Origin of the sequence: Streptomyces sp. BBFR2 (assembly GCF_044497305.1) — a bacterium.
Classification (GTDB): Bacteria; Actinomycetota; Actinomycetes; order Streptomycetales; family Streptomycetaceae; genus Streptomyces.
The window spans coordinates 3,330,065-3,350,113 of the sequence record NZ_CP172415.1 but is presented as its reverse complement, the minus strand read 5'-3'; the positions used below and the strand labels follow the sequence as shown (position 1 = coordinate 3,350,113).

17 protein-coding genes are annotated in these 20,049 nt (G+C 73.6%); 9 read left to right on the top strand and 8 right to left on the bottom strand.

Annotated elements, in window-relative coordinates; all coding sequences use genetic code 11:
• Window positions 1–88 precede the first annotated feature (88 nt).
• Together htpX and ACGH2B_RS13225 are read left to right on the top strand one after the other, a co-directional pair.
• Entirely contained in the window at window positions 89–988 is a 900-nt protein-coding gene (gene htpX, locus ACGH2B_RS13230) for a zinc metalloprotease HtpX (protein WP_399088295.1), read from the top strand.
• A gap of 108 nt (window positions 989–1,096) precedes the next feature.
• Window positions 1,097–1,660 (top strand): hypothetical protein, encoded by a 564-nt coding sequence (locus ACGH2B_RS13225; protein ID WP_399088293.1) that lies wholly within the window; start codon window positions 1,097–1,099, stop codon window positions 1,658–1,660.
• 85 nt (window positions 1,661–1,745) lie between these two features.
• On the opposite strand, the gene ACGH2B_RS13220 is transcribed toward ACGH2B_RS13225, so the two are convergent.
• On the bottom strand, window positions 1,746–2,384 hold the full coding sequence (locus ACGH2B_RS13220; RefSeq protein ID WP_399088291.1) for a PadR family transcriptional regulator: 639 nt from the start codon (window positions 2,382–2,384) through the stop codon (window positions 1,746–1,748).
• Between the two features lie 116 nt (window positions 2,385–2,500).
• On the opposite strand from ACGH2B_RS13220, the gene ACGH2B_RS13215 reads away from it, so the two are divergent.
• A complete protein-coding gene (locus ACGH2B_RS13215; protein ID WP_399088289.1) occupies window positions 2,501–3,058 on the top strand; it encodes a hypothetical protein in 558 nt (185 codons plus the stop codon).
• A 4-nt stretch (window positions 3,059–3,062) separates the two neighbouring features.
• Window positions 3,063–4,382, top strand: coding sequence for a carotenoid oxygenase family protein (locus ACGH2B_RS13210; protein ID WP_399088287.1), 1,320 nt, complete (start codon window positions 3,063–3,065; stop codon window positions 4,380–4,382).
• Between the two features lie 154 nt (window positions 4,383–4,536).
• Here the strand turns inward: ACGH2B_RS13210 and ACGH2B_RS13205 are convergent, their stop codons facing one another.
• From ACGH2B_RS13205 to ACGH2B_RS13195, 3 genes are all read right to left on the bottom strand, one after another.
• Complete coding sequence (locus ACGH2B_RS13205) at window positions 4,537–5,802, bottom strand: MerR family transcriptional regulator (RefSeq protein ID WP_399088285.1); 1,266 nt, start codon at window positions 5,800–5,802, stop codon at window positions 4,537–4,539.
• Between the two features lie 193 nt (window positions 5,803–5,995).
• On the bottom strand, window positions 5,996–8,023 hold the full coding sequence (locus tag ACGH2B_RS13200; RefSeq protein WP_399088283.1) for an SDR family oxidoreductase: 2,028 nt from the start codon (window positions 8,021–8,023) through the stop codon (window positions 5,996–5,998).
• Complete coding sequence (locus tag ACGH2B_RS13195; protein WP_399088281.1) at window positions 8,020–8,886, bottom strand: M24 family metallopeptidase; 867 nt, start codon at window positions 8,884–8,886, stop codon at window positions 8,020–8,022. The genes ACGH2B_RS13200 and ACGH2B_RS13195 overlap by 4 nt, the downstream gene beginning before the upstream one ends.
• Window positions 8,887–10,060: 1,174 nt before the next feature.
• On the opposite strand from ACGH2B_RS13195, the gene ACGH2B_RS13190 reads away from it, so the two are divergent.
• From ACGH2B_RS13190 to ACGH2B_RS13170, 5 genes are all read left to right on the top strand, one after another.
• Window positions 10,061–11,197: an ABC transporter ATP-binding protein gene (locus ACGH2B_RS13190; RefSeq protein WP_399088279.1), complete on the top strand. Its 1,137-nt coding sequence runs from the start codon at window positions 10,061–10,063 to the stop codon at window positions 11,195–11,197.
• The gene (locus tag ACGH2B_RS13185) at window positions 11,187–12,143 is read left to right on the top strand and encodes an ABC transporter permease subunit (protein WP_399088277.1); all 957 of its coding nucleotides are present in this window, start codon (window positions 11,187–11,189) and stop codon (window positions 12,141–12,143) included. Before ACGH2B_RS13190 ends, ACGH2B_RS13185 begins: the two co-directional genes overlap by 11 nt.
• Before the next feature lie 79 nt (window positions 12,144–12,222).
• Window positions 12,223–13,134: an ABC transporter ATP-binding protein gene (locus ACGH2B_RS13180; RefSeq protein ID WP_399088275.1), complete on the top strand. Its 912-nt coding sequence runs from the start codon at window positions 12,223–12,225 to the stop codon at window positions 13,132–13,134.
• Window positions 13,135–13,302: 168 nt separating this feature from the next.
• Window positions 13,303–14,070: an ABC transporter permease gene (locus ACGH2B_RS13175; protein WP_399088273.1), complete on the top strand. Its 768-nt coding sequence runs from the start codon at window positions 13,303–13,305 to the stop codon at window positions 14,068–14,070.
• A 332-nt stretch (window positions 14,071–14,402) separates the two neighbouring features.
• A complete protein-coding gene (locus tag ACGH2B_RS13170; RefSeq protein ID WP_399096973.1) occupies window positions 14,403–15,116 on the top strand; it encodes an adenosylcobinamide amidohydrolase in 714 nt (237 codons plus the stop codon).
• A 174-nt stretch (window positions 15,117–15,290) separates the two neighbouring features.
• Here ACGH2B_RS13170 and ACGH2B_RS13165 read toward each other — a convergent pair whose 3' ends face one another.
• From ACGH2B_RS13165 to serS, 4 genes are all read right to left on the bottom strand, one after another.
• Complete coding sequence (locus ACGH2B_RS13165) at window positions 15,291–16,589, bottom strand: CynX/NimT family MFS transporter (protein WP_399088271.1); 1,299 nt, start codon at window positions 16,587–16,589, stop codon at window positions 15,291–15,293.
• 416 nt (window positions 16,590–17,005) lie between these two features.
• Entirely contained in the window at window positions 17,006–17,716 is a 711-nt protein-coding gene (locus ACGH2B_RS13160; RefSeq protein ID WP_399088269.1) for a FadR/GntR family transcriptional regulator, read from the bottom strand.
• Window positions 17,717–17,899: 183 nt separating this feature from the next.
• The gene (locus ACGH2B_RS13155) at window positions 17,900–18,727 is read right to left on the bottom strand and encodes an HAD family hydrolase (RefSeq protein WP_399088267.1); all 828 of its coding nucleotides are present in this window, start codon (window positions 18,725–18,727) and stop codon (window positions 17,900–17,902) included.
• On the bottom strand, window positions 18,724–20,013 hold the full coding sequence (gene serS, locus ACGH2B_RS13150) for a serine--tRNA ligase (RefSeq protein WP_399088265.1): 1,290 nt from the start codon (window positions 20,011–20,013) through the stop codon (window positions 18,724–18,726). Before serS ends, ACGH2B_RS13155 begins: the two co-directional genes overlap by 4 nt.
• Window positions 20,014–20,049: the final 36 nt, after the last annotated feature.

Genomic DNA, 20,049 nt, shown 5'->3' with positions numbered 1-20,049 from the left:
AGCGGCGCAGTGAGCAGGACCCGGCGCGCGGGAAGCCGCGTACGCCGGGGCCGCCCGGTGCGCGAAGGCGCGGCGCGTGGAGGAAGCCATGGCACGGACCCGATTCGCCCCCGACCGCGGGCTGACCTCGCGGATGGTCACCACGATGTTCTTCATCGGGCTGCTGTACGTGGTCGTCGTCGGCGCGCTGGTGGTGCTGCTCAAGGGTGCCTGGGTGATCGTGTTGCTGCTGGCCGGCGGGATGTTCGTCGCGCAGTTCTGGTTCAGCGACCGGATCGCCGCGTTCAGCATGGGCGCGCGGGAGGTCACCCCGGAGCAGGCGCCCGAACTGCACGGCGCCGTCGACCGGCTGTGCGCGCTGGCCGACATGCCGAAGCCGCGGGTCGCCATCGCCGAGACGGACGTCCCGAACGCCTTCGCCACCGGGCGCAACCAGAAGAACTCCATGGTGTGCGCCACGACGGGCCTGCTGCGGCGGCTGGAGCCGGAGGAGCTGGAGGGCGTGCTCGCCCATGAGCTGTCGCACGTCGCGCACCGTGATGTCGCGGTGATGACCATCGCGTCGTTCCTGGGAGTGCTGGCCGGGATCATCACCCGCGCCGCCCTGTGGAGCGGCGTCGGCCGCAACAACCGTGACCAGAACGCCGCGATCGCCGTCCTCGTGGTGACCGCGGTCAGCGCGGTGGTCTACGCGATCAGCTTCCTGCTGACCCGGCTGCTGTCCCGGTACCGCGAGCTGTCCGCCGACCGCGCCGCGGCGATCCTCACCGGCCGCCCGTCGGCGCTGGCCTCCGCGCTGACCAAGGTCACCGGGCAGATCGCCCGGATCCCCACCGACGACCTGCGCAAGTCGCAGCCGTTCAACGCCTTCTTCTTCGCCCCGGCGTTCAACAAGGAGACCTTCAGCCGGCTGCTGTCCTCGCACCCGACGCTGGAGCAGCGCCTCGACCAACTGGGCCGGATCTCGGCACAGCTGGGGCGCCCGTGACGGCGCGCGCGCCCCGGGGCGCGCATGTCCGGGGCGGCGGCGCGCCGCTCTCCGGGCCCGGTGGGTGCGCCCCGGGCGGGGCGCGGGACGAGCGGGGAGAATGACGCCATGGGATTTCTGGACGCCCTCCTCGGCCGCAGCAAGCAGGTACGCCCCGACCTCGATCAGCTCTTCGCGCTGCCGTCCGCGGCGGTGACCCTGGAAGCGGCGGCGGACTTCAGGCCCACCGGCCGCGGTTCGGTCTGTTTCGCCAGCGTCGAGGGCGGTGAGTTCGCCCGCATCCAGGCGGACGTCCGCGCCCTCCTGGGAGCGCCGGTCGACTTCAGCCAGGACGCGTACGGCTACACCTGGATGCAGGCCCGGCACGACCCGCAGGACGTGGCGGGCCTGGTCAACGACCTGCACGCGGTGAACTCCGCCCTGGAGGGAGCCGGTTTCGGCCCGCAGTTGCTCTGCTCGCTGATGGGGTTCGAGGACGGCCAGGGGCGACGGCTGGCGCTCGTCTACCTCTACAAGCGCGGCACGTTCTACCCCTTCGCCCCCGCGGCCGACGGCTCCGAGAAGCGCGACAACCCGCTGGAACTCCAGGTCAAGGCGATGCTCGGGGATGACCTGCGGATCGAGAGCGACCTCGCCCGGTGGTTCCCGGTGTGGGGAGCGCCCGGACTCTGAGCCGGTACGACGAGACCGGTACGACGGGCGGGCCCGCCCCGGGAAGCACTTCCCGGGGCGGGCCCGCTCTCCGTCGGCGGCGCTCCTACGGGGCCGACGGGTGCTGGTCCGTGGGTGCGGGGCCGTCGCTGTCGTGGGCGCTCCCGGCGTCGTCGCCGGGAGCGAGACCGTGGCGGGTACGGACCCGTTCGCTCGCCTCACGGGCCTTCGCGGAGCCGATCTCCTCCGCCGCCCAGCGGGCCCACTCCTCCTGCGCGGCCGTCATCCGCAGCCCGTACTCCAGGGCGAGCCGCCCGTAGACGGAGATCATGTCGTCGTCCCACTCGGCACCGTCGTCGATCCGGCGGAGCCTGTCGTGGAGCTCGGCGGTGGCGTGGGCGCGCCCGAGGAGGTACGCCCGGGCCTCCAGCGGGGTGAGGAGGCCGAGGAAGAAGACCCGCAGCAGGCTGTCGTCGCGGTGCGGGCCGCCGGGCTCGACGTCGGCGAGCCAGTGCCGCAGCTCGGCCAGGCCCTTCTGGGTGATCGCGTACTCCTTGCGGCCGCGGGGGCCGTGCGCGGAGACCTCGGCCAGGCCCGCGGAGGTCAGTTTGGCCAGCTCGCCGTAGACCTGGCTCTGCGTGGCCGGCCAGGTGTTGGCCAGGGACGCGTTGAACAGCTTCATCAGGTCGTAGCCGCTGGCCGGAGCTTCGGACAGCAGGCCCAGTACGGCGTGTTTCAGGCTCATACCCGCACACTAACTCCCCACATTCCACTGTTGACACGTCGGGACCTCACCTTCTACTTTTGACATGTCGGAACAGAAACGTCTGCGGGCTCGGCCCGCCGGTGGGGGGAGAAGTCGTGCAGTACCTGCGGGGATTCATTCCATGGCTGGCCTTCGGTCTCGTGTCCGCGGCCGGTTGGCAGTGGGGCGCGCTGGCCGGTCTGACGCTCGCGGCGGTGTTCCTTCTCGCCGACCGCACCGCGGGCTGGGCGCCCGCCGAGCGCCTGCTCGACTACGGCACCGTCCTCTTCTTCACCGCCCTCACCGCCTTCGCCTTCCTCCGGCCGGAGAGCGCCCTCAAGATCTACGCCGGATCCCTCTCGATGGGCTGGCTGGCGCTCCTCGCCTGGGGCTCGATCGCCGCGGGGTGTCCCTTCACCCTCGCCATAGCCCGCCGCCGGGTGGCGCCCGAGATCACCACGAGCCCCCTCTTCCTGAAGATCAACACTGTCCTCACCGCCCTCGCCCAGGCGGCGCTGTCCTTCGGCGGTGGCCATCCCGGCCTCTCCGTCATGGTGCAGATCGCCGGGTTCGTCCTCCCGGCCCGCTTCACCGCCTCCTACCCGGAGCGGGCCCGCACCCGCTACCTCGCCGAGGCCGTCCCCGAGCACCCCGCCCGAGCCCAGGGAGTCTGACGACATGACCACGCAGCCCGCCCCGCATCTGGCCGGCAACTTCGCCCCGGTGCCGGACGAACTCACCGTCCATGACCTGCCGGTCACCGGCACCGTCCCGCCCGAGCTGACCGGCTGGTACCTGCGCAACGGCCCCAACCCGCACGCCGCCGCCTCGGCGCACTGGTTCCTCGGCGACGGCATGGTCCACGGCGTACGCCTCGAAGCCGGCCGGGCCACCGCCTACCGCAACCGCTGGGTGCGCACCACGACCTTCACCGACGGCGCCCGCCTCGTCGACGACCGGGGAAACTTCGACCGCACCGCCGGTCTCGCCAACACCCACGTCGTCCGGCACGCCGGACGCACCCTGGCCCTGGTCGAGTCGTCCTTCCCCTACGTACTGGACGACCGCCCGGGCCATGAGCTGGAAACGCTAGGCCCGTACGACTTCGGCGGCCGCCTGGGCACCGCGATGACCGCCCACCCGAAGACCTGCCCCACCACCGGTGAGCTGCACTTCTTCGGCTACGGCGGACTCCGGCCGCCCTACCTGACCTACCACCGTGCCGACGCCGCGGGGGAGTTGACGGTCAGCCGCCCGATCGACGTGCCGGGCCACACGATGATGCACGACTTCCATCTCACCGACGCCCACGTCGTCTTCATGGACCTCCCCGTCGTCTTCGACCACACCCACCCCGGCATGCCCTACCGCTGGGACCCGGAGTACGGCGCCCGCCTCCATGTCCTGCGGCGCGACGACCCGTTCGGCCCGGTCCGCAGCCTCCCCATCGACCCCTGCTACGTCTTCCACGCCCTCAACGCCCACGACGACGGCGTCGACCGCATCGTCCTGTACGTCTCCCGGTACGCCTCTTTCGGCGGAGAGACCCCGGCGCACCTGTGGCGGTGGACCCTCGATCTGACCTCCGGCACCGTCCGCGAGGAACAACTCGACGACCAGGACAGCGAGTTCCCCCGGATCGACGACCGTCTCGCCGGGCGCCCTGCCCGCTTCGGCCACACCACCGTCGCCGAGGGCCCCGGCTCCGGACCGGTCCCCGGCGCGCTGCTCCGGTACGACCTGCGGAGCGGAGCGTACGAGCGGTACGGCTTCGGGCCCGGCCGCACCCCCGGGGAAGCGGCCTTCGCCCCTGCCGACGACACTCCTGGTGGCCCCGGCTGGCTGCTGACCTACGTCCATGACGCGGCGACGGACACCAGCGATCTGGTGATCCTCGACGCGGAGGAGATAACCGCCGGCCCCGTCGCCACCATCCACCTGCCCCGACGTGTCCCCTACGGCTTCCACGGCAACTGGATCCCCGACCCCGCCCGTTGACCGCCCGGCGCCACGGCGTATCCGGCCTGCTCCTTGACAACAGAACAGTGCGATGAGGGCGAGGCCGGGCCGCGGCCCGGCCGGTGGGCTCAGCCACCGCTCTTGCCGGTCCCGGGGCGGCCGGTGGGCTCAGCCGTAGGCCCGGCTCGCGGCCTCAGCCGCCGGTTCTGTCCGCCCTGTCCGCTCCGCCGGTCCTGTACGGGGTGCCCGTCCCGTGGGGCGCGCCGGTTTCCTCGGCCCCGGGGGCGGGGGCCGCGTCCTCCGGGCCCGTGCCGTGGGTGCGCGGCGGCGCCGGCGTGACCAGGGCGTCCAGGGTGCGGGCCTGCACCTCCCGTCGTGCGGCGGCGGCGAGGAACGCGGCTGTGTTCTCCGGGCCGACGAGTTCCCGTACGGCCGCGACCGCGTCGGCGGGCAGCATGACCGCCACCTGGTCCGTCTCACCACGGGGGTCCGGAGCGGACCCGGGCGCGGCGGGCGGCGCGGCGGCGTCCTCATGTGGCGGGCGCCGGGGCGTACTGGCCATACCGACGTACCGGCCCGGTCCGGCGGCAGAGGGGCCCTGGACGTCCGCTCCGGGGGCGTGCCCTTGGCTGTCGGCGGGCCTGGGCCCGCCGCCCCTGGGCCCGCCGTCCCCCGGCCCGCCGGTACCGTCGCCCGGCGGGAGGGTGACGGTGAGGTGCTCGCGCAGATGGCGGGTGGCGAGGGTCCGCATCGCACGGGCGAGTTCGGCGTCGATGGTCTGCCGGGCCAGCGGGCGCAGCCGCCGGATCAGCGCCGCTGCCTCGGCCGCTGCGGCTTCCGTCGGCGGCTGGTCGAGGAACGGCCGGAAGACGTGCTCGGTGGTGAAGTCCAGGAAGCGGGAGGCGATGTGCTCGACCTGTGCGCGTACCTCCCGCAGATGGGTGGCGACGGCGGCGAGCGGGACACCCGCCGAGTGCAGTTCGGCGGCGACCGCCAGCTCCTGCGGGCTGGGCACCGCGTACACGTCGGACCGGCCCGGGACGGGCTCCAGGACGCCCAGTTCGACGGCCTCGGCGAGGGCCGCCCCGTCGAGCGCCGAGCCGTCCGCCGCGCCGCCGAACGCGTCGTGCAACTGCTCGACGGTGATCCGGGACGCCTGCTCGTCACTCCAGGGCCCGTCGAGTTCGGCGGCCAGCCCGAGCACCCCGCCGAGGTCCCGTCCGGCGTGCCAGGCTTCCAGGAGTTCCTTGATGCTGGCGAGGGTGTAGCCGCGTTCCAGCAGGTCGGTGATCTGCCGCAACCGCGCGAGGTGGGCATCGCCGTAGACGTTGGCCCGGCCCCGGCGCTCCGGGCGGGGCAGCAGACCGCGGTCCTGATAGGCGCGGATGGTCCGGACCGTGGCGCCGCTGAGGCGGGCCAGATCCTCGATGCGGTACTCCGGCTGCGGCTGGTCGGTCAAGGCGGTGCTCCTCACAGGTCGGCCGCGCCGCCCACCGCACCCGCCACGGCGCGTACGACCGGGGAGGCGCCGGCGGGGCGACGGCCGTGCAACGCCCCGTCCTGCGAGGGATGGTACGGCCGCCCCGGGCGGGCCCGCACCGTGTCGGGGGCCGGGCCCGCCCGGAACGCCCGGCCCCCGACACGGGCCCGGCTCACAGCGGCGGTTCGATCCGGGCGACGGCGCGCAGGGCCCGGGGTGCGACACGGGAGAGGAAGCGGGCGCCGCGCGCCTCGGGGGTGACGGGCACCACCGCCTGATTACGGGCCACCGCCCGCAGTACCGCGTCGGCGACCTTCTCCGGCGGGTAGTTGCGCAGCCCGTAGGCGCGGGTGGCCTTGGCCCGGCGGGCCTTCTCCTCGTCGGCGGACACCCCGGTGAACCGTGAGGTGGCGGTGATGTTGGTGTTGACCAGTCCCGGGCAGATCGCAGAGACCCCGATGCCCTGGCCCGCCAGCTCGGCACGGAGACACTCACTGAGCATCAGCACCGCCGCCTTGGAGGTGCTGTAGGCGGGCAGCGCCCGGGACGGCTGGAACGCCGCGGCGGAGGCGGTGTTGACGATGTGCCCGCCCTGACCGCGCTCTGCCATCCGCTTGCCGAACGTCCGGCAGCCGTGGATGACGCCCCAGAGGTTGACGTCCAGGACCTTCTGCCAGTCCTCCACGGAGGTCTCCATGAAGGAGCCCGACAGGCCGATCCCCGCGTTGTTCACCAGCACATCGACCGTGCCATGGGCGGTGTGGACGCGGTCCGCGAGCTTCTCCATCGCCGCCGCGTCCGCGACGTCGGCCACCTCGCCGTGCGCCTCGGGCGCGCCGATCAGCCGGGCCATGTCGGCGGTGCGCGCGGCGCCCTCGGCGTCCCGGTCCACCGCGATGATCCGCGCGCCGGCCTCCGCGAAGGCGAACGCCGTCGCCCGGCCGATCCCGCTCGCCGCCCCGGTCACCAGCACCAACTGGCCGCCGAACCGGTCCGCGTACGCCCCGGACGCCGCGACCTCCTTCGCCGGGTCGCCCTCCTCCCGCGCGTGGACGAACTCCGTGATCCACGCGGCGAGTTGGTCAGGTCGGGTGCGCGGTACCCAGTGCTTGGCGGGGAGGGTGCGGCGGGTCAGCCGGGGCGCCCACCGGTCGAGGTCGTCGTAGAGCCGCTCGGACAAGAAGGCGTCACCGGTCGGCGTGATGAGCTGCACGGGGCAGTGCGCGAAGGCGTCGTCGCGGGGGTGGCTCAGCCGGGAGCGGACGTTGTCGCGGTACAGCCAGGCGCCGTGGGCCGCGTCGCGGGGCAGCGACGATGTCGGGTAGGCGCCGCCCGGAACCTTCTCGAACCGTGCCATGAGCGCCGGCCAGCGCTTGCCGAGCGGACCCTTCCAGGCCAGTTCCGGGAGGGCCGGGGTGTGCAGGGCGTAGACGTACCAGGACTTCAGGGACTGCGACAGGAGGTGGGCGGCGCGGCGGGGGGTGGGCCGCTTGAGGCGCCGCTTGATCCAGTGGCCGAAGTGGTCGAGGGACGGCCCTGACATGGAGGTGAACGACGCGATCCGGCCCTCGGTCCGCCGGACCGTCGCGAACTCCCAGGACTGCACCGAGCCCCAGTCGTGCCCCACCAGGTGCACCGGCCGGTCCGGGCTGACGGCGTCCGCGACGGCGAGGAAGTCGTCGGTCAGCTTCTCCAGTGTGAACCCACCGCGCAGCGGCTGCGGCGCGGTGGAACGGCCGCAGCCCCGCACGTCGTACAGCACCACATGGAACTGGCCAGCGAGGCGCCGCGCGACATCGGACCAGACCTCCTTGCTGTCCGGATACCCGTGCACCAGCAGCACCGTGGGGCGCTCCGGGTCACCCAGCTCGGCGACACACAGGTCGATACCGCCGGTCCGCACCCGCCGCTCCCGGGCCCCCGGAATCCCGGTCTCCGGTCCGGCGGCCCCGGCCACCGCACCCGGCCCGGCATCCGCACCACGCACGCCACGCGCGTCCGACCCGTCCTGGCCCGGAGTACCTGCCCCGCCCGCGCCGCCGGGACCCGGTGCCGCCCCGCCGCTCCCGGGCCCCGCCGCACCGGGTGCGCCGTCCGCTCCGCGTCCCTCCACCGCGTCCGCCATGTCCTCGTCCTCGCCCTCTTCCTCGACTTCGTTCCCGACGACTTCGTTCCCGACCGGCTCCGGAAGCTGTGTCACGCGGCCTTCTCCTCCTGCCACCGCCGTACGTGCGGCAGATCGTCGTCCAGCCAGAAGGCGCTCTCCTGCGGGTCCTTGGAGTCCGTCACGACGAGGAGTTCCTCGAACTTCGCGCCCGTGCCCCGGAATCCGAGATGGGGTTCGACGGCCCACAGGCCCGGCTGCGGCGGATGGTCGGAGAAGGAGTACGGGCTCCAGAGCGGGGACCAGCCCTCCCGGTGCCCGTGCAGCGCGTCCGCCGCCAGCCCTTTCAGGGACTGCGTCCCGAAGCCGAACACCGTGGGTGCCCACCGACGCTCGCGGACCCGGTCGACCTTGTGGGCGATGACGCCGAACGGGTAGGCGCGGTGCCGGTTCGTATGACCCTGACGCGCCATCAGCCGCTCGACGTCCTCGTAGATCTCGCGCAGCGGACGGCGCTCGCGCACCTCCCGCAGGATCAGCTCACGGTGCGCCTCCAGGTCGGCCATCAGCCGGTCGTGCACCGGGTTGAGGCCCAGACAGCCGGAGTAGCCGATGTCCGCGGTGAAGCCGCGGTGCACCGGGGCCATATCGAGGATGAACGGCATCCCCGGCTCCAGCCGCCGTCCCGTCGGGAAGAACTGCAGCGGTACGCGGAAGCCGGCGAACGCCGTCCGGTCCCCGAACCACGCGAACGGCAGGTGGAACCAGTCCCGCACCCCCCGCTCGCGCAGCCACACCCGCTGCATCCGCGCCGCCTCCCGCTCGGTCACCCCCGGCTTGAGCTGGGCGGCGACGGCCTCCGCGCAGGCATAGGCGAGGCGTTGGACCTCCCGGAAGCCGCGCAGCCGCGCACCGAGGCCCCCGGTCGCCGCCGGATTCTGTGAGGTCACTGCAGGCATCGTCCACCGTCCGTCCGTGAGCAGAGCATTGCGGTACGTGCACGTAACTTGACACTGATGAATGTGACAATGGCTGACGTCTACGTCAAGAGGAAGACCGGAACCACCACCGAACCCGGCACATCCCCCTCCCCGAACCCCGCGTTTCCCCTTACCTGAATCCCGCGGGCACTCCCCTCCACGGCCGCCCGCGCCCCCACCCGCACACCCTCCGCCCGAGCCTCGGCTCCCCGCCGCGCCCGTGCCCGAGCCCTGCCCATCGCCGCGCCCGAGCCCTGGCCCCGCCGCATCCCGGCCCGGGCCCAGGCCCACCGCACCTGTGCCCGAGCCCCGGCTCCCCGCACGCCCTCCGTCCGAGCCCCGCCGTTCGCCGCACTCCGGCCCGAGCCCTGGCTCCCCGGCGCACCCCGACCCGAACTTTGGCCACCGCTGCACCCGTGCCGAGCCCCGGTGCCCCGCCGCACCCGCACCCCGGCCCGAGCCCGGCCCCACCGCCGCACCCCGGTCCGTGTCCTGGCCCTCCGCCGCACCCTGGCCCGAGCCCCGGCTCCCCGCATGCCCTCCGCCCGAGCCCTGGCCCACCGCCGCGCCCGTGCCCGAGCCCTGGCCCATCGCCGCGCCCGAGCCCTGGCCCCGCCGCATCCTGGCCCGGACCCAGGCCCACCGCACCCGTGCCCGAGCCCCGGCTCCCCGCCGCACCCCGGTCCGTGTCCTGGCCCTCCGCCGCACCCCTGGCCCGAGCCCCGGCTCCCCGCACGCCCTCCGCCCGAGCCCCGCCGTTCGCCGCACCCCGTGCCCGTGCCCCGGCTCCCCGCATGCCCTCCGCCCGAGCCCTGGCCCACCGCTGCACCCGTGCCGAGCCCCGGCGCCCCGCCGCACCCGCCACCCCGGCCCGAGCCCGGCCCCACCGCCGCACCCTGAGCCCCCGCCCCGCCGCACCCCGGTCCGAGCCCAGGCCCACCGCCGCACCCGGCCAACCCCCGTACGGCCCCCGCCCCCGCCCCGCCAACTTCCCTCGTCATCCGCGCCCATCAACCGCGCCCGTCAACCGCGCCCGTCAACGCCGCATGCCCCGGAAGGAGGGGATCCCCTACGGGGCGTCGTCCCTGAGAGGTAGGGCCGTACCGTCGCCCGGGCGGACGATCGGGGTGAGCGGCGCCACTACCGTCGAGACGTGACCGTCATCGTGACCGAAAGCCTCAGCAAGCGGTTCCCGCGGGTGACCGCCCTGGACCGGCTGACCGTGGACATCGCGCCCGGTGTGACCGGCCTGGTGGGCGCCAACGGGGCCGGAAAATCCACCCTGATCAAGATCCTCCTCGGCCTGGCACCGGCCACCGAGGGCACCGCGCGCGTCCTCGGCATGGATGTCACCACCCATGGCGCGGCCATCCGCGAACGCGTCGGCTACATGCCCGAACACGACTGCCTGCCGCCCGACGTCTCGGCCACCGAGTTCGTCGTCCACATGGCCCGGATGTCCGGTCTGCCGCCCACCGCGGCCCGCGAACGTACCGCCGACACCCTCCGCCACGTCGGCCTCTACGAGGAGCGCTACCGCCCCATCGGCGGCTACTCGACGGGTATGAAACAGCGCGTCAAACTCGCCCAGGCCCTGGTCCACGACCCGGAGCTGGTCTTCCTCGACGAGCCGACCAACGGCCTCGACCCCGTCGGCCGGGACGACATGCTCGCCCTGATCCGCCGCATCCACACCGACTTCGGCATCTCCGTCCTGGTCACCTCCCACCTCCTCGGAGAGCTGGAGCGCACCTGTGACCACGTCGTCGTCATCGACGGCGGGACGCTGCTGCGCTCGTCCGCCACCCGCGAGTTCACCCGGACCACCGCCTCCCTCGTCGTCGAGGTCACCGACACCGACGCGCACCCCGACGGCACCACCGCCCTCCACTCGGCCCTCGTCGCCGCCGGCGCCACCGTCAGCCGCGACGTCCCCGGAGCCGCCCCGGCCACCTCCGCCGGGCACCTCCTCCACATCGAGGCGTCCGACGCGCCCGGTGGCGCCGACCCGCACGACCTCGTCCGCGACACCGTCGCCGCCCTCGGCCTCGGCCTCGTCCGCATGGAGCCCCGCCGCCACCACATCGCGGAGGTCTTCCGCGCCCCCGTGGCCGGCGCCGCGACCACCGGCCCCGGGGCCACGACCGGCGCCGGAACCCCCGCCGGCGCCGGAACCCCCGCCGGCGCCGACGCCCCGGCCGGCCCCGGAGCGGCGACCGCTCCCGCACCCCGTTCCGCCACCCCCGGCCCCACGCCCACCCCGAAGGGAGGCGCCACCGATGCCCGCTGACCACACCTCACCGGCACCCGCCGCCGCACCCGGCGACCACCGCCCCGGCCCCGGTGCCGCCCCCGCACCGCACGCCCCCGACGTCATCCACAACATCGGCTACCGCCATTACGACGGCCCCCGCCTCGGCCGCTCGTACGCCCGCCGCTCCCTCTTCGTCCAGAGCCTGCGCGGCGCCTACGGACTCGGCCGCTCCGCCAAGTCCAAGGTCCTGCCGATGCTCCTCCTCGGCGTCATGTGCCTGCCCGCCGGGATCATGGTCGCGGTCACCGTCGTCACCAAGGCCCACAGCCTGCCGCTCGACTACAGCCGCTACGCGATCTACCTCCAGGCCGTCATCGGCCTCTACCTCGCGGCCCAGGCACCCCAGTCCGTCTCCCGTGACCTGCGCTTCAAGACCGTACCGCTCTACTTCTCGCGGCCCATCGAGCGCGTCGACTACGTCACCGCGAAGTTCGCCGCCCTCGCCGCGGCCCTCTTCCTCCTCACCGCCACCCCGCTGCTGATCCTCTACATCGGCGCCCTCCTCGCGGAGCTGGACCTCGCCGACCAGACCAAGGGCCTCGGCCAGGGCCTGATCGCCGTCGCCCTCCTCTCCCTCCTCTTCGCCGGTATCGGTCTCGTCATCTCCGCGCTCACCCCGCGCCGCGGCTTCGGCGTCGCCGCCGTCATCGCCGCGCTGACCCTCCCCTACGGAGCCGTCAGCGCACTTCAGGGCATCGCCTACGTCCAGGGCCACGAAGCCGCCATCGGCTGGCTCGGCCTCTTCTCCCCGACGACCCTGATCGACGCCGTCCAGTCCACCTTCCTCGGCGGCCGCAGCTCCTTCCCCGAGGGCCTGGCCCCCACCACCGCCGCGGGGAGCCTCGCCCTCGTCATCACCCTGGCCACCATCGCCGCCTCGTTCGCCCTGCTCATGCGCCGCTACCGCAAGGCCGGCCTGTGACCCGCCGCCCCGCATCCGCCCCCGCCCGGCCGCACCGCCCCGGGCCCGTCACCCATCCCACCGACGAGGAGCCGCGCCCGTGAGCACCCTCCGCATCGACCACGTCTCCCGCTGGTTCGGCAACGTCGTCGCCGTCAACGACATCACGATGACCATCGCCCCCGGCGTCACCGGTCTCCTCGGCCCCAACGGCGCCGGAAAGTCCACCCTCATCAACATGATGGGCGGCTTCCTCGCCCCCTCCCACGGCACCGTCACCCTCGACGGCGACCCCGTCTGGCGCAACGCCCGCAGCTACCGCCACCTCGGCATCGTCCCCGAGCGCGAGGCGATGTACGACGTTCTCACCGGCCGCGAGTTCGTCCTCGCCAACGCCGAACTCCACGGCCTCGGCCGCGCGCAGGCGGCCGCCGCCCTCGCCACCGTCGACATGACGCACGCCCAGGACCGCAAGATCTCGACGTACAGCAAGGGCATGCGGCAGCGCGTCAAAATGGCCTCCGCGCTCGTCCACGACCCGTCGGTCCTGCTGCTCGACGAGCCGTTCAACGGTATGGACCCCCGCCAGCGCATGCACCTCATGGAACTGCTGCGCCGGATGGGCGACGAGGGCCGTACCGTCCTGTTCTCCTCGCACATCCTCGAAGAGGTCGAACAGCTCGCCACCCATATCGAGGTCGTCGTCGCCGGACGCCACGCCGCCTCCGGCGACTTCCGCAAGATCCGCCGCCTGATGACGGACCGCCCGCACCGCTACCTCGTCCGCTCCGACGACGACCGGGCCCTCGCCGCCGCCCTCATCGCCGACCCCTCCACCGCGGGCATCCAGGTCGACCTCACCGAAGGCGCCCTCCACATCCAGGCCGTCGACTTCGCCCGCTTCACCGCCCTGCTGCCCCGCGTCGCCCGCGACCAGGGCATTCGCCTCCTGGCCGTCTCCCCCTCCGACGAATCCCTGGAGTCCGTCTTCTCCTACCTCGTCGCCGCCTGACCCGCCCCGACCGGCCACCACCGGCCCGTACCCGCACGCCGTACGGCCCGCACGCCGACCGGAAACCCCGGCCGCCCCTACGGCCCCGTCCCACGGCCCGCGCCCACCCGGCGTACGGGCCACGCCCACCACCCGTCCGACGCCGCCCCGCCCGGAAGGAACCCGCAGATGTCCACCACCAGCCCACCCACCACCACGGCGGCCCCGCCCCCCGCCCTCTTCCACCCGACCGTCGCCCGCCTCACCTACCGCGCCCTCCTCGGCAGCCGGCGCGCCCTGATCCTCTTCGCCCTGCCCGCCCTCCTCCTCGTCATCGCCGTCGCCGTCCGCACCCTCAGCGGCGCCGACGACACCACCACCAAGGAGATCCTCGGCGGTTTCGCCCTCGCCACCCTCGTCCCGCTGCTCGGCGTCATCGCCGGAACCGGCGCCATCGGCCCGGAGATCGACGACGGTTCCGTCATCTACCTCCTGGCCAAACCCGTCCGCCGCAGCACCATCGTCCTCACCAAACTCACCGTCGCCACCGGCGTCACCCTGGTCTTCTCCGCCCTCCCCGTCCTCCTCGCGGGCTTCATCCTCAACGGCAACAGCCAGCACCTCGCCGTCGCCTACGCCACCGCCGCGGCCATCGCCTCCCTCGCCTACGCCGCCCTCTTCCTGCTCCTGGGCACGATCACCCGCCACGCCGTCGTCATCGGCCTGGTCTACGCCCTCGTCTGGGAAACCTTCTTCGGCAACCTCGTCCCCGGCGCCCGCACCCTCAGCATCCAGCAGTGGGCCCTCGCCCTCGGCGCCCGCCTCGCCCCCGACTCCGCCGTCACCTCCGACGTGACCCTCCCCACCGCCGCGATCCTCCTCATCGCCGTCACCACCGCCGCCACCTGGTACGCCACCCACCGCCTCCGCTCCCTCACCCTCGCCGGAGACGAATGAGCCCCACCCCACGACCGAAACCACCGGACAACTGCCCGGGGCCAAGGCCCGTACGGGGCCAGGTCACCGACTGCCGTACGGGTTCGGGCCCGCGCGTACGGGAGGGGTTCGGGGCGGTCCTGTACGGGTTCGGGCCCGCGCGTACGGAGGGGTCCGGGGCGGCCCCCCTACGGGTCCGGGTCCCGCGCACGAGGGAGCGGCCCAGGCGCCGGCGGACCGAAGGCACAACGGGGGAGAGGCGCCGACGGCCCCGTACGGGCTCTCCGTAAGGTGACCGCGTGACACCCCCGACGCCACCCGCGCCCCCGACGGCGCCGGACGCCACCCCGCTGATCACCACCGAGACCCTGTACCACCCTTGCGCCGCCGGTCCGGGCGCACCCGCCGTCCTCCCGGCGCTCCTCTGGCGGGCCGGTCCGGGCTGGCGGATGATCTCCAGCGCCGTCCTCGGCGGCGGCATGGGCGAGCGCCACTGGTTCCTCAACGCCCAGGTCCCGCACGGCTACACCCGCCACGACCCGCACCGCCACCTCGCCGGCATCGCCGCCCCCGCCCTGACCGGACCGTCCCTGCACCCGGCGCCCCAACCCCCGCCCGGCGTGGGCCTGATGACTGCCGCAGATGTCCTCGCCACCGCCACCCACACCGCGGAAGACGGCGCGGAAGCTCTGGTCACCGCAGGCGTCGGCGTCTCCGGCTGGGCCGCTGTCCCGGCTCAGCGCGCCGCGCCTCACCCCGGTCCCGGCACGATCAACATCCTCGTCGCGCTCCCCGTGCCCCTCACCGACGCGGCGCTCGTCAATGCCGTCACCACCGCCACCGAGGCCAAGGTCCAGGCCCTCCGCGACAACGGCTACGACGCCTCCGGCACCCCCACCGACGCCGTCTGCGTCGCCGCCCGCACCCCCGGGAACGCCACCCCCACCGAACACTTCGGCGGCCCCCGCTCCCTCTGGGGCGCCCGCCTCGCCCGCGCCGTCCACCGCGCCACCCACGAGGCCGTGGCCCGCGACGCCCACCTCCGCAGCCCGGCCCCGGCACCCTGACCCTTACGGGCCGGAACCCGCACCCGTACGGGCCCGGCCCCCGTCCCGTAGGTGTTACGCACGCACCCGTACGGGATACGCCCCCGCCCCGTAGGGCCCCGCCCCCCCACACTCACACGAAGCGGGGCGGTGCCCACTCGGCCACCGCCCCGCTCCCGTACGTCCCCGCGTCGATCAGGCCCCCGGGGCCCCGATCCGACGGTCCCGGCCCGCGCCCATCCCCAGCAGCGCCAGCCCCGCACACACCACCAGCATCAGCGTCAGCGGCACGCTCCACCCGCCGGTCACCTGGTGCACCGCACCGAGCGCCAACGGACCGACCGCCGCCAGCAGATACCCGCCGGTCTGCGCCATCCCCGACAGCCGGGCCGCCGTATGCGCGTCGCCGGACCGCAGCACCATCATCGTCAGCGCCAGCCCCAGCGCACCGCCCTGACCGAGCCCCAGCAGCACCGCCCACAGCCACGCCCCGGCGACCGGCGCCACCAGCAGCCCCACAACACCGCAGGCCATCAGCGCCGACACCATCACGCCCAGCGCCCGCTGCCGCCGCATCCGCCCCGCCAGCATCGGCACCACGAACGAACCCGCCATCTGCACCAACGTGCTGAACGCGAAGACGAGGCCCGCCTCGCCCTTCCCCATCCCGTGGTCCGTGAAGATCGTCGGCAGCCACGCGATCGTCACGTACGCGACCAGCGACTGCGACCCCATGAACAGCGTCACCTGCCACGCCAGCCCCGACCGGCTCAGCCGTGGCCCGTCCTCGGACGCGTGCGCCGGACGTGCCGCCGCCTCCCCGTGGTGCGTACCCCTACGGGACATCACCGCCTGCGGCACCCAGACCAGCGCCGCCGCCCCCGCCAGCAGCGACCACGACACCAGCGACCCCTGCCAACTGCCGAGCGCCTCCTCCAACGGCACCGCGGTCGCCGCCGACACCGTCGCGCCCAGCACCATCGCCGTCGTGTAGAGCCCCGTCATCCCGGCGGCCCTGTCCGGGAAGTCCCGCTTGATCAGGCCGGGCATCAACACGTTCAGCAGGGCTATCGCCGTGCCCACCACCGCGCACCCGGCGAACAGCGCCACCACCGGCGGCGCCACCCGCAGCACGATCCCGCCGCACAGCAGCACCAACGCCCCGCACAGCACCGTCTCCGTACCCCACCGCCGGGCCAGTTTCGGCGCGACGATCGACCCGAGCCCCATGAACACCAGCGGAATCGCCGTCACCAGACTGCTCGCCGTCGCCGCCAGCCCGAAGTGCCCCCCGATCTCACCGAGCAGCGGTGACACCCCCGCCAGCGCCGCCCGCATGTTCAACGACGCCAGCACGATCCCGGTCAGCAGCAGCGCCGGATGCGCCCGCAACCGCCGCCGCGCCACGACGACCCGCGGCGCCGCCGCCAGATCCTCCTCGGCATCGATCAAAGGGGCCTCCGACAACGGGGCCTCGGATCTGAACCCGGACATGCGCACACACCTCACCAATCGGAACTCAGAGAAAGGAGGAAGGGAGAAGGAGAAGGGAAAAGAGAGAAGGGGGAGAGGAAAGGGGGCGGATGAAGAGAAAAGGGACGGGGAGGGAGACGCGGGACCGGGAAAATCCGCCCGGCGGAACCCCGGCGGAACCCCGGCGAACGGTCACGGATGGCGATGACCGTTCACCGGCGACCGGCCGATCAGCCCCAAGGGCCCCCTACAGCTCCCACCGGGCCGAACCCGCCCCACGGAGCCCGGCCCCCATGGGACCCGGACTCTCACGGGACCGGACCCCTACGGGCCCGAAGCCGCTCCCCTCACAGGGACCGAACAGCCCCCGCAGCCCGCCAGCCCGCCACCGATCCACACCCCGTGACCGGCGCCGCCGCCCCCGTCCGCCGCCCGCCTCACCGCTCCGCGAGCAGCGTCTCCAGGGCGTCCCTCGGCTTGGCCAGCAGCGCCCGGACCGCCCGCTCGGCGGCCTCCGGATCGCCGGAGGCGATGGCCTCCATGACCGCATGGTGATCACCGTGCACGATCTTCGGAATCGCCTGGTCGTCCAACGCCGTGACCAGCGCCTCCCGTACGGAACTGCTGAACCAGCCGTACGTCGCCGTCAGTGCGGTGTTGTGCGCCGCCTCGACCACGGCCCGGTGGAACGCGACGTCATGATCCGCGTACAGCTCCAGATTGCCGTGCGCGGGCTGCCCCTCGTCGTCCTCCAGATGCGCCTGCGCGTCGAGCGCCGCCCGCATCCGCTCCAGGTCGGCGGGCTCGTGGCGGACCGCCGCAAGCCGCGCGGCCTCCGCCTCCAGCGCGATCCGCACCTCCAGCACGTCGCGGATCCCGGCCCGCTGCACCCCGCGCATGATCGCGCCCGGGTCGGCGGCGGACACCACGAACGTCCCCTCGCCCTGCCGGGACCGCAACATCCCGGCGTGCACCAGGACCCGTACCGCCTCCCGGACGGTGTTACGGCCGACTTCGAGCTGCTCGGCGAGCGCGTGCTCGGTGGGAATCCGCTCCCCGACCTTCCACTCACCGGCGACGAGCTGCGCTCGCAACGCCTCGACGACCGTGTCCACCAGGGACCGCCGCCCCGCCGCCTGCAACGCCATCCGTCCTCACACCCTCATCCTGCCCGGTTGCCCAGTCATCCTACAACTCATACGTTGAGGGTACACGGATCGCTGGAAGCGCAGACCAGGGCCGGTTCAGGGGTGGCGGGCCGGACGGGCCCGCCGGGCGGAGGCCCCGGCGGAAGAAGGCCCCGTCCCCGCCGGAGCGGGGACGGGCGGGCCTCAGAGTCCCCCGTACAACCGCTCCAGCACCACCGCGATGCCGTCGTCCTCGTTCGACGCGGTGATCTCGTCGGCGACGGCCTTCAGCTCGGGGTGGGCGTTGCCCATGGCGACGCCGTGGGCGGCCCAGGCGAACATGGTGAGGTCGTTGGGCATGTCGCCGAAGGCGATGGTGGAGTGGGCCTTGATGCCGAGGCGGCGGGCCGCCAGGGAGAGGCCGGTGACCTTGGTCAGGCCGAGGGGGAGCAGTTCGACGAGGTGGGGCCCGGAGACCGTCACGCCGACGAGGTCACCGGCGGTCGCGCGGGCGGCCTCCGCCAGCGCGTCATCGCTCAGCGTCGGGTGCTGGAGGTAGACCTTGTTGACCGGGGCGGTCCACAGCTCGGCGTGGTCGTCGACGGGGACGGCCGGGAGCGGACCCTCCTTGTGCCGGTAGCCCGGGCCGACCAGGACCTCGCCCTCGATGCCGTCGCGGCTGACGGCCAGCCGCAGCGGGCCGGTCTCCACCTCGATCTTGGCGAGGGCGAGACCGGCGAGCTGGCGGTCGAGGGTCACCGAGGTCAGCAGACGGCGTTCGCCCGCGTGGTAGACCTGCGAGCCCTGCCCGCAGACCGCGATACCCCGGTAGTCGAGCCCTTCCAATATGGGACGGGTCCAGGGCACCGCGCGGCCGGTCACCACGATGTGGGCGGCGCCGGCGGCGGTGGCCGTGGCGAGGGCCGCGCGGGTGCGGGCGGAGATCGTGCCGTCCTCCCGCAGCAGCGTCCCGTCGAGGTCCGTCGCGATGAGCTGGTAGGGCAGGTCGGAGGCGGATCCGGAGGCGGTCACTTGGCGACGGGCTCCAGGATCTCCCGGCCGCCGAGGTACGGGCGGAGCATCGCCGGGACCCGCACGGAGCCGTCGGCCTGCTGGTGGTTCTCGAAGATCGCCACGATGGTGCGGGGGACGGCGCAGAGCGTGCCGTTGAGGGTCGCGAGCGGCTGCACCTTCTGCTTGCCGTCGACGGTCTCGCGCATCCGGACGGAGAGCCGGCGGGCCTGGAACTCGTTGCAGTTCGAGGCGGAGGTCAGCTCGCGGTACTTGCCCTGGGTGGGGATCCACGCCTCGCAGTCGAACTTGCGCGAGGCGGAGGCGCCGAGGTCACCCGTGGCGACGTCGATGACCTGGAACGGCAGCTCCAGGCCGGTCAGCCACTGCTTCTCCCAGTCCAGGAGGCGGCGGTGCTCGTTCTCCGCGTCGTCCGGCGCGACGTACGAGAACATCTCGACCTTGTCGAACTGGTGCACCCGGAAGATGCCCCGGGTGTCCTTGCCGTACGTACCGGCCTCGCGGCGGAAGCAGGGCGAGAAGCCCGCGTACCGCAGCGGCAGCTTCTCCGCCTCGACGATCTCGTCCATGTGGTACGCGGCGAGCGGGACCTCGGAGGTGCCGACCAGGTAGTAGTCGTCGCGCTCCAGGTGGTAGACGTTCTCGGCGGCCTGGCCGAGGAAGCCGGTGCCCTCCATGGCGCGGGGGCGGACCAGCGCCGGGGTGAGCATCGGGGTGAAGCCGGCGGCGGTGGCCTGGGCGATGGCGGCGTTGACCAGGGCCAGCTCCAGCAGGGCGCCGACGCCGGTGAGGTAGTAGAAGCGCGAGCCGGAGACTTTGGCGCCGCGTTCGACGTCGATGGCGCCGAGGAGTTCGCCGATCTCCAGGTGGTCCTTGGGCTCGAAGCCCTCGGCGGCGAAGTCGCGGATGCCGCCGTGGGTCTCCAGGACGGTGAAGTCCTCCTCGCCGCCGACGGGGACGTCGGGGTGGACGAGGTTGCCGAGCTTCTGGAGGAGGGCCTGGGCCTCTTCCTTCGCCTCGTCCTGGGCGGCGTCGGCGGCCTTGACGGCGGCGGAGAGTTCGCCGGCCTTCTTCAGCAGGACGGCCTTCTCGTCGCCGGTGGCCTTGGGGATCAGCTTGCCGAGCGCCTTCTGCTCGGCGCGCAGTTCGTCGAAGCGGACGCCGGACGACCTGCGCCGTTCGTCGGCGGAGAGCAGGGCGTCGACGAGCGCGACGTCCTCTCCACGGGCGCGCTGGGAGGCGCGCACACGGTCGGGGTCCTCACGAAGCAGGCGAAGGTCAATCACCCTCCCAGGCTACCGGGAGGGGTGGCAGGGCTCGAC

Excerpts from the sequence above, each read along its gene's own strand:
- htpX (WP_399088295.1), top strand. The coding sequence starts at position 89 with ATGGCACGGACCCGATTCGCCCCCGACCGCGGGCTGACCTCGCGGATG.
- ACGH2B_RS13225 (WP_399088293.1), top strand. The coding sequence starts at position 1,097 with ATGGGATTTCTGGACGCCCTCCTCGGCCGCAGCAAGCAGGTACGCCCC.
- ACGH2B_RS13220 (WP_399088291.1), bottom strand. The coding sequence starts at position 2,384 with ATGAGCCTGAAACACGCCGTACTGGGCCTGCTGTCCGAAGCTCCGGCC.
- ACGH2B_RS13210 (WP_399088287.1), top strand. The coding sequence starts at position 3,063 with ATGACCACGCAGCCCGCCCCGCATCTGGCCGGCAACTTCGCCCCGGTG.
- ACGH2B_RS13195 (WP_399088281.1), bottom strand. The coding sequence starts at position 8,886 with ATGCCTGCAGTGACCTCACAGAATCCGGCGGCGACCGGGGGCCTCGGT.
- ACGH2B_RS13185 (WP_399088277.1), top strand. The coding sequence starts at position 11,187 with ATGCCCGCTGACCACACCTCACCGGCACCCGCCGCCGCACCCGGCGAC.
- ACGH2B_RS13175 (WP_399088273.1), top strand. The coding sequence starts at position 13,303 with ATGTCCACCACCAGCCCACCCACCACCACGGCGGCCCCGCCCCCCGCC.
- ACGH2B_RS13165 (WP_399088271.1), bottom strand. The coding sequence starts at position 16,589 with ATGTCCGGGTTCAGATCCGAGGCCCCGTTGTCGGAGGCCCCTTTGATC.
- ACGH2B_RS13160 (WP_399088269.1), bottom strand. The coding sequence starts at position 17,716 with ATGGCGTTGCAGGCGGCGGGGCGGCGGTCCCTGGTGGACACGGTCGTC.